Source organism: Rhizobium sp. LjRoot254 (genome assembly GCF_964254105.1).
Lineage (GTDB): Bacteria > Pseudomonadota > Alphaproteobacteria > Rhizobiales > Rhizobiaceae > Rhizobium_E.
Genome location: NZ_CAXUSM020000002.1, coordinates 23,934 through 41,512, shown reverse-complemented (window position 1 = coordinate 41,512; position 17,579 = coordinate 23,934). Strand labels below are relative to the sequence as shown.

At 60.1% G+C, this 17,579-nt stretch carries 15 protein-coding genes; all 15 read left to right on the top strand.

What is annotated here, in order from left to right; all coding sequences use genetic code 11:
• Positions 1–26: 26 nt before the first annotated feature.
• The 15 genes from ACSQ26_RS28815 (at position 27) to ACSQ26_RS28745 (ending at position 17,552) form a co-directional block, all read left to right on the top strand.
• Positions 27–710, top strand: a complete 684-nt coding sequence (locus ACSQ26_RS28815; protein ID WP_436015611.1) for an SGNH/GDSL hydrolase family protein — start codon at positions 27–29, stop codon at positions 708–710.
• Positions 711–1,701: 991 nt separating this feature from the next.
• Positions 1,702–2,961: an aminomethyltransferase family protein gene (locus ACSQ26_RS28810; protein WP_436015609.1), complete on the top strand. Its 1,260-nt coding sequence runs from the start codon at positions 1,702–1,704 to the stop codon at positions 2,959–2,961.
• 152 nt (positions 2,962–3,113) lie between these two features.
• On the top strand, positions 3,114–4,007 hold the full coding sequence (locus tag ACSQ26_RS28805) for a methylenetetrahydrofolate reductase (RefSeq protein ID WP_436015607.1): 894 nt from the start codon (positions 3,114–3,116) through the stop codon (positions 4,005–4,007).
• Complete coding sequence (purU, locus tag ACSQ26_RS28800; RefSeq protein WP_436015605.1) at positions 4,004–4,870, top strand: formyltetrahydrofolate deformylase; 867 nt, start codon at positions 4,004–4,006, stop codon at positions 4,868–4,870. Before ACSQ26_RS28805 ends, purU begins: the two co-directional genes overlap by 4 nt.
• A 108-nt stretch (positions 4,871–4,978) precedes the next feature.
• Positions 4,979–6,184: an aminotransferase class V-fold PLP-dependent enzyme gene (locus ACSQ26_RS28795; protein WP_436015603.1), complete on the top strand. Its 1,206-nt coding sequence runs from the start codon at positions 4,979–4,981 to the stop codon at positions 6,182–6,184.
• A gap of 10 nt (positions 6,185–6,194) precedes the next feature.
• Complete coding sequence (locus tag ACSQ26_RS28790) at positions 6,195–7,154, top strand: 2-hydroxyacid dehydrogenase (RefSeq protein WP_436015601.1); 960 nt, start codon at positions 6,195–6,197, stop codon at positions 7,152–7,154.
• A 79-nt stretch (positions 7,155–7,233) separates the two neighbouring features.
• Positions 7,234–8,493 carry a serine hydroxymethyltransferase gene (gene glyA / locus ACSQ26_RS28785; protein ID WP_436015599.1) on the top strand — a complete coding sequence of 420 codons (1,260 nt, stop codon included), beginning with the start codon at positions 7,234–7,236 and terminating at the stop codon, positions 8,491–8,493.
• A gap of 149 nt (positions 8,494–8,642) precedes the next feature.
• Positions 8,643–9,437 carry a helix-turn-helix transcriptional regulator gene (locus tag ACSQ26_RS28780; protein WP_436015597.1) on the top strand — a complete coding sequence of 265 codons (795 nt, stop codon included), beginning with the start codon at positions 8,643–8,645 and terminating at the stop codon, positions 9,435–9,437.
• A gap of 263 nt (positions 9,438–9,700) precedes the next feature.
• The gene (locus ACSQ26_RS28775; protein ID WP_436015595.1) at positions 9,701–10,609 is read left to right on the top strand and encodes an aromatic ring-hydroxylating dioxygenase subunit alpha; all 909 of its coding nucleotides are present in this window, start codon (positions 9,701–9,703) and stop codon (positions 10,607–10,609) included.
• Positions 10,610–10,847: 238 nt separating this feature from the next.
• Positions 10,848–11,867, top strand: coding sequence for a BMP family lipoprotein (locus tag ACSQ26_RS28770; protein WP_436015593.1), 1,020 nt, complete (start codon positions 10,848–10,850; stop codon positions 11,865–11,867).
• 31 nt (positions 11,868–11,898) lie between these two features.
• On the top strand, positions 11,899–13,422 hold the full coding sequence (locus ACSQ26_RS28765; RefSeq protein ID WP_436015591.1) for an ABC transporter ATP-binding protein: 1,524 nt from the start codon (positions 11,899–11,901) through the stop codon (positions 13,420–13,422).
• Positions 13,419–14,495 (top strand): ABC transporter permease, encoded by a 1,077-nt coding sequence (locus ACSQ26_RS28760; RefSeq protein WP_436015589.1) that lies wholly within the window; start codon positions 13,419–13,421, stop codon positions 14,493–14,495. Before ACSQ26_RS28765 ends, ACSQ26_RS28760 begins: the two co-directional genes overlap by 4 nt.
• A complete protein-coding gene (locus ACSQ26_RS28755) occupies positions 14,488–15,420 on the top strand; it encodes an ABC transporter permease (RefSeq protein ID WP_436015587.1) in 933 nt (310 codons plus the stop codon). Before ACSQ26_RS28760 ends, ACSQ26_RS28755 begins: the two co-directional genes overlap by 8 nt.
• Before the next feature lie 321 nt (positions 15,421–15,741).
• Positions 15,742–16,638, top strand: coding sequence for an aromatic ring-hydroxylating dioxygenase subunit alpha (locus ACSQ26_RS28750; protein ID WP_436015762.1), 897 nt, complete (start codon positions 15,742–15,744; stop codon positions 16,636–16,638).
• Positions 16,639–16,643: 5 nt separating this feature from the next.
• A complete protein-coding gene (locus ACSQ26_RS28745) occupies positions 16,644–17,552 on the top strand; it encodes an aromatic ring-hydroxylating dioxygenase subunit alpha (RefSeq protein ID WP_436015585.1) in 909 nt (302 codons plus the stop codon).
• Positions 17,553–17,579: the final 27 nt, after the last annotated feature.

The window sequence follows — 17,579 nt, the reverse complement described above, 5'->3', positions numbered from 1 at the left end:
ACTTCAACAGATCAGGAGGACTTTCAGTGGCTGATAAGAAACGCATCATGTGTTTTGGGGACTCGCTCACGTGGGGGTGGATTCCCACCGAAGATGGTGCGCCTACCTTGCGCTATCCGTTCGAGCAGCGTTGGGCCGGAGCTATGCTCAGCAATCTTGGATCCGAATACGAGGTAGTTGAAGAAGGTCTGAGCGCGCGCACCACGGATCTCGACGACCCTGTCGACCCGCGGCTTAACGGGAGCGCCTATCTGCCGTCCGCGCTGGCAAGCCATCTTCCGCTCGACCTTATCATCATCATGCTCGGCACCAACGACACCAAGTCCTATTTCCGGCGGACGCCCTACGAGATCGCAAACGGCATGTCGAAGCTGGTCGGCCAGGTCATGACATCGGCGGGCGGCGTCGGAACGCCCTATCCCGCACCCAAGGTCCTGGTTATCGCGCCACCGCCCTTGGCTCCGATGCCGCACTTCTGGTTCCAGGGCATGTTCGCCGGTGGCCACGAGAAAACCAAGGAACTCGGCAAATACTACGAGTCCCTGACGTCGTTCCTGAAAATCGATTTTCTGAACGCGGGCGAATTCATAACGACCGATGGCGTGGACGGCATCCATTTCACAGCCGAGAACAATGTTGAACTCGGCAAGGCCATTGCGGCTAAGGTGAGGTTGATCTTCGATCTGGATGACATCAACGCTGCAGCTTGAGACTTGTTGGGACCTATGAAGTCAACGCCTTTTTTGGCGTTGGCTTGAATCGCTTCCTGACCGCTTTTGGCGAAATCCTGCCGTCATACTGATCGTGGAACAACAGCGTCGGAAGTTCGGTTCCCATCAAGACCTTAATCTGAAATGACGTGACCGCTGGTTCAGATCTCATTCAAAGACCATGACTGGCGCCCAACGTGGATATAATTTCCACGTTGGGCCGCCGCGATGAAGCCTATATTTGGCGGTCATTGGTGTATCGCCCGAACCAACTATCCCGTCTATCACCCGACGTGGAGTATTCCGCAAGAGCGCTAGTCGATGCCCCTCTCATAGACTGAGTGCTCAGGCCTCGCCCGTCGTTGGCCGAGGCAGCGTGGCGGGCAGAGGCAGCGGCTTCAGCGCCACCATCATGCGGCGACGGATCTGCCACCTCGTACGATGTTGCGTCCGTAGCTGCGTTGATGAAGGCCGAGTGCGTCGAGATGTCGATTGGTTCCCCCGCGTATTCGAGCGAACTGAAGGAGATTCGCCGACAAGCGCGACACCGAAAGCTTCGTCCGGTCGCTGTCCTGGCAGCCCGTGTTCGACCATCCACCACCATAAACGCCAGACATGTCTGCATGCGAATTTCAAGCTGTCGCGCCGGTCCCTGGTAAGGGTCCAATTACAGAACTAGCGTTTCCCCGATTTTCAGCGCCTTCAGGGACAGCTGACACCGTTCCGGACATAGTGCCGTACGGGCGTTGCCGGACGCAGAAGGGCGCGCGTCTCAATAAGCTCCCGGCCAAAAGCTGAAGCGAGAGGCTGAACTGCGGGTATGTGGTAGGCAATCGGAGGCATGTCCCCTTTCGATGCTACATGAAAAGCTCCCCATAGCTCAGGTAAGGTAGCACCTACCGAATATCCGCCCCGCAAGGCGCCGCAAAGGCCGTTGCAGCGGTACCTTGGCTCCAGAGGTTCCGCATTTGCGGTGGAGAGGACAAATCGAATGAACGATATCAAATTCACGTCGGGACTGTCGGCCGTGGCGGGGGCCCGGGTCGCATTTCGCGGCACGCCTTTCGTGGAGCGCACGGCTCCCCTGAACCAGCAAGCGCTCTGGATGCGCTGGGACAGGAACATGGTCGTCGACGCCTATACCGACATGGTCGAGGAACTGGCCGCCATCCGCACGCGGGTTGCCATGGGCGACATGTCGCCTTTGTCGAAATATGTCATTGCCGGCCCCGATGCCGAAATGCTGATGGACAAGCTCATCCCGCGCGACATCACCAAGTTGAAGGTCGGCCAGATCTATTATGCGCCGTGGTGCAATGAAAATGGCCATGTCGTGGGCGACGGCCTTGTCTTTCGCATGGATGAAACCACGTTCCGCGTGTCGGCCGATCCCGGTTTCACCTGGTGGAAGCAGCATGCCAGCGGTCTCGACGTTGAGGTAACCGACATCACCGAGGCCTACGGGATCCTGACTTTGCAGGGCCCGCGTTCACGCGAAGTCCTTCAGGCTGTCACCGAAGCGCCTTTCGAGGAGTTGCCTTTCTCTCGCCTCGCCATGGTCACCATTGCCGGCCGGCAGGTCGAAATCCTGCGCCAGGGTTTTACCGGCGAACATGGTTATGAGCTCTGGGTCAAGGCCGATGACGGTGTCGCCGTCTGGGACGCGGTGCAGGACGCTGGCATGCCCTACGGCATTCTCCCTGCCGGGGCGTGGGCGCTCGACATTGCGCGGCTCGAAGCCGGTCTGCTGATTGTCGGCTACGATTATACCAGCGCAGGACCCGATGATGGCGGCGCCGGCATCCAGGCGGACGGAAAATACCGCGCTTCGCCCTTCGATCTCGGCCTCGGCCGGTTGATCGATTTCCGCAAGAGCGATTTCGTCGGCAAGGCGGCACTCGAGCGCATGCAAAGCGCGGGCGATCACCGACAACTCGTCGGCCTCGACATCGATTGGTCCCAGGCGGCTGGCGGCGCCGGTCTCGAAGGTGGCTCGCCGGGCAATCTCCGCCGGGTACAATGGTATCCGGTGCCGGTGTTCCACGGCGCTGCAGAAGTCGGTCATGCCAGCAGCGTCGCCTGGTCGCCCTCGACAGGCAAGATGATTGGCTTCGGCCACCTCAGCGGCAACATTGCCAAGGTCGGAACGCAGTTGACTCTGCGCTGGAACAAGGACGGCACGACGATCGATGTCAATGCCCGTGTTGTCGCCCTGCCGTTCCTGTCGCTGAAGCGAGCCGAAAGCAGCTGATTTGACGCTGCTATGCGCGGCGACTCTGCGGTCGCCGCATCCTCCTGAATGACGCGCCGGGTGGTTTATCCGCCCGGCCACCGAAGCTTCCATACGTCGCTCACCAAGGCGGCGCACGCCTCCGGCTTGTCTATCGAACCCCAGGGAAGACCATGACGAAAACCAGCGAAACGCTCGCCGAAAGACCTGCATTGTCTACCGGGGCCGCCCAAGCCGAGACGTCTATCGAACTGGCTCCGGAGCAGGTGCGCAATTTCGCACCGCGTGCGGTGCACCTTCCCCTCGGGTCGCGCGTCTTCCTGACCCATCTGACCGGTAAGCCGGAAGCGATGCAGGTCGAAGCGGCCCTGCGCGTGAAAGAGATGGGTTATATTGCCGTTCCTCATTTTGGCGCGCGAAATTTCAAGACCGAGAAGGACTATGTCGATCTCGTCGCTGCCCATAGTCGCAACGGCATCACCGAAGCATTGTTTCTCGGCGGCAATCCACCCCTGTTTGCCGGACCGATGGGCGAAGCGGCACAATTGCTTGCGCATCCGGTGCTGAAAGACAGCACGTTCAGGACTGCCTTCGTCTCCGGCTACCCCGAGGGACATCCCGATATCGACGAGGCCAGCTTGAAGGACGCCCTGTGCCGCAAGATCGACATCTGCAAGGAAGCATCGCGCGACGTGCGCGTCGCCTCGCAATTCGCCTTCGACGGCAACATGATCGCCGCCTGGGCGCAGAGCCTGCATGATGCCTATCCGGGGCTTCCCGTTCATGTCGGTCTGGCTGGTGTCACCAGTCTCACGAAACTGATCAAATTTTCGATGATGTGCGGGGTAGGGCCGTCGATCGCAGCGCTCAGGCGGTCTGCGAGCGGCCTCTTCAACATCATAGCCGATCGCAACCCCGCTGAGGTTCTCGATGCGATGTGGGCGAGCTATCCCGCGCCCGTTGCGCCACTGCACCTGCATTTCTTCCCGTTTGGAGGATGGGAGAAGACGCTGTCCTGGTTTGCCGATTATCAGGAGGCTCGCGGGCTGCGGGCAATCGAAACATGAATTGCGCGACGTTTCTGCAAGCCTTTGTGCTGACGCTGTCTTGCGATGATCAGGCGGGCATCGTCGCCGCGGTGACGACTGAGCTTGCCAGCATCGGCACCAACATTGTCGAAAGCAACCAGCATTGGGATCAGGCGTCCAACCGCTTCTTCATGCGCATCGCATTTTCGATCTCGGCCCAGGCGTCAAAGGCCTCCATCGAACAATCTCTGAGCCCGGTGATGGAACGGTTCGGCATGCAAAGTGCGCTCGTCGACCGCGGACGAAAGCCGAAGATGGTGATCATGGTCTCGAAGTTCGACCATGTCCTGCTACATCTGCTTTACCAGATCCGCGTTGGATGGCTGGACGCCGAGGTCGTCGCGATCATCTCCAACCATGAGGACAGTCGGGAAACGGCCGAGTGGGCAGGGGTTGCCTATCACGTGCTGGCGGTGACGAAGGACAACAAGCAACAGCAGGAAGAGCGAATTCTGGCTGTCGTGGAAGACACCGGCGCTGATCTGGTGGTGCTCGGCCGCTATATGCAGGTCTTTTCGGACAACCTTGCCAGACGATTGTTCGGCAGGGTCATCAACATCCACCACTCGTTCTTGCCGAGTTTCAAGGGCGCGCGACCCTATCACCAGGCCTGGGAACAGGGGGTGAAGCTGATCGGCGCTACGGCCCACTATGTCACCGCCGATCTCGATGAAGGTCCGATCATCGAGCAGGAAACCGAGCGGGTGACACATGCGATGAGTGTCGACGACTTTGTCGCTACGGGCCGCGACATCGAAAGCCGTGTGCTTGCACGCGCCGTCAAGCGGCACATCGAAGGTCGCGTCATGCTCAACGGACGAAGAACAGTCGTGTTCGCATAGAGCTCGCAACAATGAACGCAGCGAAAAGCCATGCCTGCCCGGCCGCCGTCGGGCGCCGATGCGAGAGACGATCGCAGATCGCCGTGAAATCAACAGGAGGAACACGTGATGAAAAATGGAACAACGCATCTTTTTGTGCCCGGTCCGACGAATATCCCGGAGGCCGTCCGCCGCGCCATGAACGTGTCGATGCAGGACATGCGCGCCCCGGATTTCCCGGAACTCGTCCTGCCATTGTTCGCTGACCTGAAGCGCATCTTCAAGACCGAGACCGGCACCGTCTTCATCTTTCCCGGCTCCGGCACCGGCGCCTGGGAATCTGCTATTTCCAATACGCTCAATCGCGGCGACCGGGTGTTGATGTCGCGCTTCGGCCAGTTCTCGCATCTGTGGGTGGATATGGCCCAACGGCTCGGCCTTGAGGTCGAGTGCGTCGATGTTGAGTGGGGCGAGGGCGTGCCGGTCGAAGAATTTCAGCGCCGGTTGAGCGACGACAAGGGCCGCAAGATCAAGGCCGTGTTCGTCACCCATAACGAAACCGCGACGGGCGTGACCTCAGACGTTGCCGGCGTGCGCACTGCGCTCGACAGCACCGGCCACGACGCGTTGCTGTTCGTCGATGGCGTCAGCTCGATCGGATCGATCGATTTTCGCATGGACGAATGGGGTGTCGATCTCGCGGTCACCGGCTCGCAAAAAGGACTGATGCTTCCAGCAGGGCTCGGTATCCTGACCGCCAGCGAAAAGGCACTTGAGGCGCACAAACAGTCACGTATGGAGCGCTGTTATTTCAGCTTCGAGGATATGAAGGCACCCTCGGCGACCGGTTATTTCCCCTACACGCCGCCGACCCAATTGCTGCATGGCTTGAGGGCGTCGCTTGATCTGATCTTCGCCGAAGGCCTGGAAAACGTCATCGCCCGCCATCACCGCCTTGCCGAGGGCGTGCGCCGCGGCGTGCACGCCTGGGGCCTGAAACTCTGCGCCAGGGAAGAGAAGTGGTGGTCCGATACGGTGTCGGCGATCGTCGTTCCTGAAAACATCGATGCCCGGCATGTCATCGCCAACGGCTATGCCAGATACCGCACCTCTTTTGGTGCCGGTCTCAGCAAGGTTGCGGGCCGGGTCTTCCGCATCGGCCATCTCGGTGACCTCAACGAGGTCATGTGCCTGGCTGCGCTGGCATCGGCGGAAATGTCGCTTCGCGATGCCGGCTCGCGCATCGAGGCCGGCTCCGGCGTCGCCGCGGCTCAGGAATGGTATCGGTCCGAGATCGCCCGCAACGAACAATCGCTTCGCGACCGCGCGGCTTGAGGGGAAACCAATGACAAAGCCAAAGGTAATCGTGACGCGGCGCTGGCCGCGCGAGGTGGAGGCCCGTCTCGCCGGGATGTTCGATGTGACGCTCAACGAATCCGATCGTCCGTTCAGCCCGCAGCAACTTCGCGAGGCACTGCTCGAGGCGGATGCCGTGTTGCCCACCGTAACGGACAAGCTCGGCGCCGACATTCTGGAAGCCGGCCTGCGTGCAAAGATCCTCGGCAATTTCGGGGTCGGATTCAACCATATCGACATTCCCGCAGCGCGTTCGGCGGGGCTGGTGGTGACCAACACGCCGGCGGTGCTGACCGACGCAACGGCGGATCTGGCAATGACGCTGCTGCTGATGTGTGCACGGCGTGCGGGGGAGGGCGAACGGGAACTGCGCTCGGGCGCATGGAGTGGCTGGAGGCCGACCCATTTGTGCGGCACACAGGTCACCGGCAAGACGATCGGCATTATCGGAATGGGTCGCATCGGCCAGGCGATGGCGCGGCGCTGTCATTTCGGTTTCGGCATGGAGGTAGTGTTTTTCGACAGTTATCCGGTTGCCAATCCGGGCGCGCCGGCGCGCCAGCTGGCGACGGTCGAGGATGTTCTGGCAGCAGCCGACTTCGTGTCGCTACATTGCCCGGGCGGCGGAGAGAACCATAACCTGATCAACCGGCAACGCCTTGCCTGCATGAAGCCGACGGCCATTCTCGTCAACACCGCGCGCGGCGATGTGGTCGATGAAGAGGCACTCGTGGAGGCTCTGGACAAGGGCGTAATCGCCGGGGCGGGACTGGACGTGTTCAAGGGCGAGCCTGTCGTGCCGAGCACCCTGACGGGGCGTCAGGATGTCGTGCTGCTGCCGCATCTCGGAAGCGCCACCAGCGAGACGCGTATCGCCATGGGCATGCGGGTCATCGACAATCTGTCGGCATTCTTCGAGGGACGCAGCCCGCCGGACATGGTGAGCTGAGCAAGCGTCCAGCAGTCCAATCACAACGAAACGGGCGGACGCCAATTCGCGTTCGCCATTTTTGCCAGGAGACAACAGAATGTCCGGCTTCTTCCAACGAAACCTCGAACATCAGGATCCGGTGATCGCCAATGCGATCGCACGGGAAATGCAGCGCCAGCGCTCCGAGATCGAGTTGATAGCGTCAGAAAACATCGTCTCGCCCGCCGTGCTGGCCGCGCAAGGTTCGGTGATGACCAACAAATATGCCGAGGGCTATCCCGGTCATCGCTATTATGGCGGTTGCCAGTTTGTCGACGAAGCCGAAACCGCCGCGATCGACCGCGCCAGGCAATTGTTCGGCGCCGCTTACGTCAATGTCCAGCCGCATTCCGGTGCCCAGGCCAATGGCGCCGTCATGCTGGCCATGCTCAAGCCGGGCGACACGTTCATGGGCCTTTCGCTTGCCGCTGGTGGCCATCTTACCCACGGTGCCCGGCCGACTCTGTCCGGCAAGTGGTTCAGCGCGGTGCAGTATGGCGTGCGCCAGGACGATTGTCTTATCGATTATGAAGAGCTGGAGCTCAAGGCGCGCGAATCCCGGCCGAAGCTGATCATCGCGGGCGGCTCGGCCTATCCGCGTGTCATCGATTTCAAGCGCATTCGGGCAATCGCCGATTCCGTCGGCGCGGTGATGATGGTCGACATGGCGCACTTCGCCGGCCTGGTCGCCGGTGGCGCGCATCCCAATCCGGTTGGTATCGCCGATATCGTCACCACGACGACGCACAAGACGCTCCGCGGTCCGCGCGGCGGCATGATCCTCACCAACAACCCGGATATTGCCAAGAAGCTGAATTCGGCGGTGTTCCCCGGCTTGCAGGGTGGTCCCTTGATGCATGTCATCGCTGCCAAGGCGGTGGCGCTGGGCGAGGCTCTCGAGGACGGTTTCAAGGATTATGCACGGCAGATGGTCGCCAATGCGCGCGCGCTTGCCGCCACGCTCAGCCAGCGCGGTTTCGATATCGTTTCAGGCGGAACAGACACGCATCTGCTGCTGGTCGACCTGCGCAGCAAGGGCATTTCCGGCAAGGACGCCGAGGAAGCACTCGGGCGTGCGGGGCTGACCTGCAACAAGAACGGTATACCGTTCGATCCCGCGCCGCCTGCAGTGACATCGGGCATTCGGCTGGGTACGCCAGCTGCCACCACGAGAGGTTTCCGCGAGACCGAGTTTGCCCAGGTGGGAACTTTGATTGCCGACGTGCTCGATGCCGTGGGCAAGGAGAGCGCTGCCGAGCAGCAGTGCGCGGCCCACGCTAGCGTAAAGGCGCTTTGCGCGGCGTTCCCGATCTATTGATTGACTTGCCATGCCCGGTGCCGCTGGAAAGGCGGTGCCGGGTACTTGCATCGGGAGGTCGTTGCTCTGATGATTGTTTTGCGAAACGAGGGTTGACTAAGATATGAGATAGGCTCTGCGAGTTTCGCAGCCCGAGAACTGAAAGTGACATGATGCGCCTGCCCCCGATTGATCTAGGCCGCGAAAACACGTTTGGCGAATTGACCTACGAAAATGGCGGTGAATATGGCCCGATAAAGGGGGACTATCTCGCCTTTATGCTCGTCCATATCGGTTCGGTCTCCATACAGGCGGATTCGAAGATCACGACGTTGGAGGCAGGCCAATGTGCGATGTCGCTGACGCGCGAACACTACATATGTACGGCGCAACCTGGAATCCTGACGCATGTGAGCTGGTGCGACAGCCGCCTCGAGAACGCTGGCTGGCTGTATCAGGAACGCGAAAAAATTGCTGCAAGCATCGAAACGTCGCGACAGGTGGAAACCATCGTGCAACTGGGCGTCGACCTGGGTCTCGGGGACCAGGAAACCCGCAGCGGGCTTCGCGAGGCACTGACGAATGCCCTGCTCAACGCTTATATCTATGCAGCCGAGGTTGTCGAGGCGGAACGCCCGATCCCTCAAACCATCCTTCAGGCGCGTCGATTTCTCGACGAAAATTTTGCCGGCGACATTTCCATCGAGAAGGTGGCGCGGCAAGTGCGGGTCAGCCCGCAATACCTCGTCTCGGCGTTCAAGAAGCATCTGGGTGTCACGCCGGCCAGATATCTCTGGCGCTGTCGTCTCGACTATGGCGCCCATCTGTTGCAGCGATCCGGGTTGTCGATCAGCGAGATTGCCTACCAGGTGGGCTACAAGAATCCTTATCATTTTTCCCGCCAGGTAAAGCTTGCCTTCGACTGTTCGCCAACCGAACTGCGCGAGCACAAGCGCGACGGATAGGGCGAGCGAGACGCGCCGCCGATCCGTGACGTTTCTACCGAGCGCGTGCGCAGATGAACTGGCGGTATGCGTTCTCCAAGGACAGGCATGGTTCTTTCCCGCCTGTGCCGTGACAATCCGAGTGGTTCGAATGCAGGCAGATGTGAAACGGCGACGAGCCGGCATGTGTGGTCCCCGCATCCCGGGCAGATCGAAGATTGCACGCCGACCTCCCATGGGTGCCCTCAGGCAGGTCGCGAGCCAAGCATTGGCTGGATGGCACGATGGAAGACTTTTCCCGAATTGACAGCATAACCCTCGATGAATGGCATGTTGTCGGCTCCCTGCAGGAACTGCCCAGCGCGGGCCTGCATCCGACCATTCTGCTTGGCGAGAGGATATTGGTCGGGCGACACGAGAACAGGCTCGGTGTCTGGCGGCGCTGTTCCTGCGCCGGCGCGGGAAACGACGAGATCGTGCCTGGCGATGAACTGCGGATGATCGAGCGGTTCGGTTATATCTGGACGACGCTGGGAAACCCGACACGCGATCTTTTCGAGATAGTCGAATTCAACGAACCGGACCGGAATTCGGTGGTCCAGGGCGTGACACGGATCAGCGTTTCCGCTCCCCGCGCGGTGGAAAATTTCCTGGACATGGGGCATTTCCCGTTTGTTCACACGGGATTTCTGGGTGAAGAGCCTCACACCGAAGTCAAGCCCTACAAGGTCAACGTGTATTCCGAACCGCCGGAAATCCTGATCACCGAGTGCGAGTTTTACCAGCCGCAGGCCAATGCTGATTCAGACACTGGCGCCGATACCGAATATACCTATCGGATCCCGCATCCGTTCTGCGCTGTGCTCTACAAGACCGGTTCGACGATCGCCGAGCGGCGCGACGTTATCGCGCTGTTCGGCCAGCCGGTCGATGAAGATTGTGTGCTCGTGCACATCGTCATCTGCCTGGCGACTGAAATCAATGACCTGCCTGCGATGCGAAAGTTTCACCAAACCATTCTCGGTCAGGACAAGCCCATTCTGGAAAACCAGGTGCCCAAGCGCCTCCCGCTGGATTCGCGTTCGGAGGTGCCGATCCGCGCCGACGCGGCCTCGGCCGCCTATCGCCGCTGGCTGAAGGAACGGGGCCTGCGCTACGGCGTGGTGATCGGAAGTCACTCCCAGGCAATGTGATCTTTCAGTCCTGGACTGATTAACCAGAGATATCAGGAGGTGGAATATTAGCCATTGTTGCCGTGCATCGTTCATGAAAGCCTCGGCAACGGATTGGATACCTCGCTCAGCGACGACAAGAAATCTCAAAGGGGAAGTCGTGGGCGTGAAAATCCGGTTTGTCCGAACGTCGTCTGTACCGATGTGCAGAGCAGACGTCGCGGCAACCGGCCGTGAATTGAAACTGAGAGGAACTGACATGGTAACGACCTTTACGCGGCGTGCAACGCTGCTTGGAGCTGCAGGCACGATCTTCTTGTCCTCCTTCGCGCGGTCCATGGCCGCCGAGCGGCAAAAGCTGAAAATTGCAATTATCATGGAAAGCAACCTCGATGTCGGCTGGTCGAGCACGCTGATCGAATCGCTGGAGAAGGTCAAAACTCAGTTGGCCGGTACCGTTGATCTTTCCTGGGAGCACACCGACCCGATGTGGGGCGATGACGCCGAAAATGCGATGCGATTTTATGCCGAGAGCGGCGAGTACGATATCATCTGGGGGCATGGCCGCTATTCGGACCAAATCAAGAAGCTCAACGCCGAGTTCCCAGATATCCTGTTCGTGGTCGCGGGTTCAGGCAACCTGCCTGTCGGCAGCAACCAGTATTGGCTCTACAAACGCCAGTACGAGTCCTCCTACCTGCTCGGTATCCTGGCCGGCCGTACCACCAAGACGGGCGTCATCGGCCTGGTCGGCACGTTTGCGGCGGATGACGTCAACGACGAGATCAATGCGTTTTTCGACGGTGCGCGTTCGGTGCGGCCGGATATCAAGCATCGGCTGTCCTTTATCGGCTCATGGTCGGACAATGCGCTGGCGGCGGAACATGCCAATGTCCAGATCGCCGCGGGCGCCGACGTGGTGTTCATGCTGACCGACAATTTCAAGCCCTGCCAAGAGCACAAGATCATGTGCTTCGCCAATATCAGCGACCAGAGCAAGACCGCGCCGGATGTAATTGCTTCGAGCGCGACCATCGACTGGCAGCCCGATCTGCTCTGGCTCATCGGGGAATGGAAGAAGCACAAGGCGGGTGTACCCTTCAGCGGCAACGCGGAACCGAAATGGTTCTCGATGGCCCAAGGCGGCGTCGATATCGCTCCCTTCCATGAATTCGACGCGAAACTGCCGGACGCGGTCAAGACGGAGATCGCAACGATGCGGCAGAAGATCATCTCGGGAGAATTCGTCGTTCCCATGAACACGGCCGAGCCGAAGTAACACAGACTACAAAGGCGGCCGGTACGATCGAATGGAAAATCTTCTCAGCGTCCAAAATCTTACAAAACGATTTGGCCCCGTCATCGCCAATGACGGTGTCAACCTGGAGATACGAAAAGGCGAGATTCACTGTCTTTTCGGTGAAAACGGGGCTGGAAAGTCCACGCTGTCGTCCTGCCTGTACGGCTACTACCGCGCCGATAGCGGGGTGATCCGTTTCAAGGGCGAGGTCGCGGAGTTGAATTCCCCGGCCGATGCGCTTCGTCTCGGGATCGGCATGGTGCACCAGCATTTCGTGCTGGTCGCCAATTTCACGGTCCTCGAAAACATCATCGTCGGCAGTGCCGACGCTGGCATGTTTCTGACGAAATCCAATGCTCGCCGGAGGATCGGCGAGCTTTGCGATGCCTGCGGAATCAAGATCGATCTCGATCGTGAAATCTGGCAGCTTTCGGTCGGCGAACAGCAATGGGTCGAAATCCTCAAGGCACTCTATTTCGGCGCGGAACTGCTCATTCTGGACGAGCCGACGGCGGTGCTTACACCGCAGCAGTCGGACCAGTTGTTCCGCATCCTCGATGGCATGCGCAGCCGGGGCCTGTCGATCATCCTGATCAGCCACAAGCTGCGCGAGGTCATGCAGTCGGATCGGGTGACGATCCTGCGCAAGGGCAGGGCCATCGCTACGGTGGAAACATCGGACACCACCGCGGAAGCAATCACCTCTCTGATGGTTGGCCACAAGGTCAGCAAGCACGTGAGGGACAGATCGGTCGAGCCGAGCGGGGAGGTTCTCGCAGTCGATCGCCTCTGCGCGACCGGAGATTGGGGCGAAGACCTTCTAAGGGATGTCAGCTTCAATATCGGACGCCATGAAATTCTGGGGCTCGCCGGCGTTGCCGGCAACGGCCAGAAGGAATTGTTCGAGGCTCTGATGGGGGTTCGCACTCTGCGCTCGGGTACTTTTGCTCTCGAAGGGGAGGTGATTACCAAGCCGACGTCGCGCGAAATGCTGGACAGAGGCGTTGGCTTCGTGCCGGACGACCGGTTTCTCGAAGGGCTGATACCGGAATTCGGCACTGCCGAAAACCTGATCCTGGGGTGGCAGCGTGCGCGGGATTATCGTCGCGGTCCATTCCTCGACCGGCGCAAGATGGAAGACCTGGCTCGCCGGAAAATCGAGGAGTTCAAGGTGGTGACCGCGTCGGCCGAGTTGCCGGTGGAGCGGCTATCGGGCGGAAATGCCCAACGGGTTATCCTGGCGCGCGAGTTCCTTCATTCCAAAGGCCTGTTGCTCGCCAACCAGCCGACCCGCGGGCTCGACGTGGCGGCATCGGAATTCGTTTACGAAAAAATCCTCGAAAAGCGTTCAGCCGGCTTTGCTGTTTTGCTTGCCTCCGAGGAGCTGGACGACCTCTTGCGCCTGTGTGACCGTATCGCCGTTATCTTCAAGGGCCGGATCATGGGCATTGTGCGGCCCGAGGAAACGACGCTCCTCGAGCTTGGAATGATGATGGCGGGTGACGCCAAAGACCTGCAACGGACAGTTCAATGATTTCGATTCAAAGACGTACGGGCAGCAGTCCGGGATGGAATGTTGCCTGCTATTCGGCAGCACTGGCGGGGGCATTCCTGTCTTCCGCATTGTTGCTTGCGCTGTCGGGCGGCGATCCGGTGAAGGCCTTCTCGGCGTTGCTGGTAGGTGCCTTCGGCAGCCAGAATGCCCTGCTTGGCTCGCTCTCGAAGGCGACCCCGTTGCTGTTGGTCGGCCTTGGCACACTCATCGCCTTTCGCGCGAAGATCTGGAACATAGGCCAGGAAGGCCAGGTGATCGGCGGCGCAATGATGGCCTATTGGGCGAGCCTCATGGTTGCCCCGCTGCCTTATTGGATGGCGCTCAGCATCATCGCGCTGGCGGGATTGCTTGGCGGCGCCGCTCTCGGCCTGCTGGCCGGCTACCTGAAGACTCGATTTGCGACCAACGAGATCATCTCGACGGTCATGCTGAACTACATTGTCATCTACTTTCTCGCCTACCTGCTGGACGGTGGACCATGGATGGAAACCGGCGTCACGGTTGCCTACCATCAATCGCCACCGGTCAATCCGGCGCTGGAATGGCTTGTGCTATTGGGTCAGGGTACTGGCAAGTTGCATATCGGCTTTCTCTTCGCACTTGCTGCTTCCGTCGTCTGTGCCATGCTGATCGAGCGGACCTCGCTCGGCTATGAAATCCGGGCCTTTGGCTCGAACCCGACAGCCTTGCGCTTCCGTGGCACAAACATCCGTCGTTTGTTGCTGGTGGTGATGCTGATGTCGGGTGCACTCGCCGGACTAGCCGGCGCGGGAGAGCTCTTCGGCACATCCCATCGTTTGCGTGCCGAAACACTGCTGGGCATTGGCAGCTCGGGCATCGTCGTGGCCATGGTCGGTGGCTTGCGGCCGACCGGCGTCCTGCTCGCGGCGCTGTTTTTCGGTGCGCTCAAGGCCGGCGCCATCTACATGCGCCTGAAAAGCGGAACCCCGGCCGGACTGGTGTCGGCCATGGAAGGTCTGGTTCTGCTGTTTTTCCTTTGCGGCGCGGTGGCGACCAAATTCAAGATTGTAAGGAATCTCGCGCATGCTTGAACTTCTGCAAGGCCCGATGCTGATCAGTATTCTGGCCGCCATGGTCCGAATTGCAACTCCACTGCTGTTCTCGGCTATGGGAGAGCTTGTGACGCAGCGCGCCGGTATCTGGAACATCTCCGTTGAGGGCACCATGTTGCTCGGTGCGGTAGTGGCTTATGTCGTCGCCTCAACGACCGGATCGCCATGGCTTGCCTTGCTGGTCGCCATTCTTGCCTGCGCCCTGATCAGCCTGATCATGTCCTTCGTGACTATTGTTCTGAAGGCCGAGCAATTCGTCGCCGGTCTCGCGCTCAACCTTCTTGCCTCGGGCCTCACCCTGTTCTGGTTCCAGACCTATGTCATCGGCCGGGAGCCGCCGAAATTCGCCGGCTTCGAGCAGGTCGATATTCCGTTTCTCTCGGATATCCCGGTTCTGGGCCCGGTGCTGTTTTCCCAGCGTTTGTTGACATATGTCAGCTATCTCATGCCGTTCCTGGTCTGGTTCTTCCTCTACCGGACGAGATACGGACTGGAAATCAGATGCGTCGGCGAGAACCCCAAGGCACTTGACGTCAAAGGGCTTGGCGTCGGTCGTCGCCAGTGTCTGGCAATCATGTTCGGCAGCCTGATGTCCGGCTTCGGCGGCGCCTTCCTGATGCTCGGCTATTCCGACCGTTTCGTACCAGATCTCATTGCCGGGCGGGGATGGCTGGTGGTCGTCGCCATCATCGCAGGCAACTGGATGCCGTTCAGGATCGTGGGGGCGATCTTCATTTTCGCGCTGCTCGAGGCCACGGGCATCCATGCCCAGGTTGTTGGTGTCGCCATACCCCATCATGTCTTCCTGGTGTTGCCCTATGTCGCCTCGCTGATATTGCTTGCGGGCCTCAGATCGCGCACCCATCAACCGGTGGCGCTCGGGATACCCTACAGTCGCGAATGACGCGATGTGAATTGCCGGCATGTGATGCCGGCTCCTCCCGGACCGGCCGTGCCATCATGTACGGCCGGTTTCGGCGTCTGCGCCATCTCCAGAACGCGTCGTCGCCGTGTCTGCTCGCCCTGCGAGCGGGCGACGACAAATGAGGCCACGGTCAATCCTTCGCTGGGCCACAGATGTCGAGCTTAACTGCGGGCATCCGCGAGGCAATGAGAGACATTCTACTCTGGACGTGGGTGTGGGACCGTACCTGGAGGCTGAAACACGCCCACGACCCTGAAGCCGATCACGCATGTCGGCCGTTGTGACAGAGAGAACGCCATGATGGTACAACCTTGTAACGACCGCATTCTGCTCGATGACTGGCATGTCGTGGCTGATTGCTCGACGTTGGTTTCGGGCGTGCCCTTCGCAACGCGGCTGATGGGGGTTGACCTGATCATCACCCGCAACAGCGATAAAAGGGTGAGGATAGAGCGCACCGATACCGGCGAGAAGGTGTGCACCGAGAAGCGATATGGTTTTACTTGGGCCTGTCTCGGCAAGCCGGTACGAGACCCGTACTATGTCAGGGAATCGGACGAGGGGGACCGACATCTCGTCAGCGGCGGCTCGATCGCGGTCAAGGTGTCCGGGCTGCGCCTGGTCGAGAACTTTCTCGATATGGGGCATTTCCCATTCGTCCATACAGGGTGGCTGGGCGAGGAGCCGCACACCGAAGTGCTGCCCTACAATGTCGCGGTCACTGAGGAAGACGAAATCCTTGCCACCGAATGCAGGTTCTACCAGCCGATTGCATCGCCGACCGCGACCGAAGGGATGCTGGTCGACTACACCTACAAGGTTATCCGGCCCTATACGGTCGCGCTCTATAAAAGCAATCCTGTCGATCCGACGCGCAAGGATGTGATCGTGCTCTTCGTCCAGCCGGTCGACGAGGACAACTGCGTCGCGCACTCCTACCTCTGCTACCTGAAGGATGGCATGGAGGCGGCGACGGTGCGCAGCTTCATGCAGCTGATCTTCGCGCAGGACAAACCGATCCTCGAAAATCAGGTTCCCAGACGGTTGCCGCTCAATCCGCGCGCAGAGACGCCGATCCGCGCCGATGTCGTGTCGGTTCACTATCGCCGCTGGTTGCGCGAGCGTGGCGTCACATATGGCGCGATCGCGACGCTTGCTTTGCCCGGACCCGAAATCAACGGCCGCATTGAAGGATGAAAAAGATGCAACAGCAGAAGAGGTGTTCAGACCCGGTTGCCCTGAACCTCTGGCATCCGCTGGGTGCGGTGGCGGAAGTGCCGGCCGGTATCGTCGCCAACACGGTGTTGCTGGGGGAGGACGTCAGCTTTGCAGTCGGCGCAGACGGCGCGGTTTTCGCCTGGCGCTCACGCGCGGGCCTGCGGACCGGCGACCGGTTCGAGCCGTCGGCCGTCGACACTGCCCTGCCTGCCAAAAGCGCCTATGGCTATGTATGGACGTCCCTCGGGGTGCCCACCGAAGACCTTTTCCCGATCCCCGAATATGCCGAATCCGATCGGCGCAAGCTCAATGCCGCAACCTTTGGCGTCAATGTCTCCGCACCCCGGGCGATCGAGAACTTCCTCGACATGGGCCATTTTCCGTATGTGCACACCGACATTCTCGGGGTCGAGCCGCACACCGAGGTGAAGGAATACGATGTCGAGATCTCTGTCGGGCGCGACGAAATCCTGGCGACGCGTTGCCGCTTCTATCAGGCGATGGCCTCCGTCGCGTCGGGTGGCGGCGCGGATGTGGAGTATGTCTACCGCGTGCCGCATCCCTTCTGCTCGGTGCTCTACAAATCGAGCCCGCTCGACGAGACCCGCATGGATGTCATTGCCGTTTTCCTGCAGCCGCTCGATGAGGAGCGCATTCGTGCGCACATGATGCTGTGCGTGCTGGACGACACGAATGCCGACAAGATCATCAAGCGTTTCCAGCAGACGATTTTCGGTCAGGACAAGCCCATCCTGGAGAACCAGTTTCCCAAGCGCCTGCCGCTCGATCCACGCGCCGAAACGCCGATCCGCGCCGACAAATCCGCCATCGCCTACCGTCGTTGGCTCAGCCAGAAGGGCCTGACCTACGGGGTCATCCCCGCTGCGAATTGAGCACACGACCAACGACGAAACTTGACT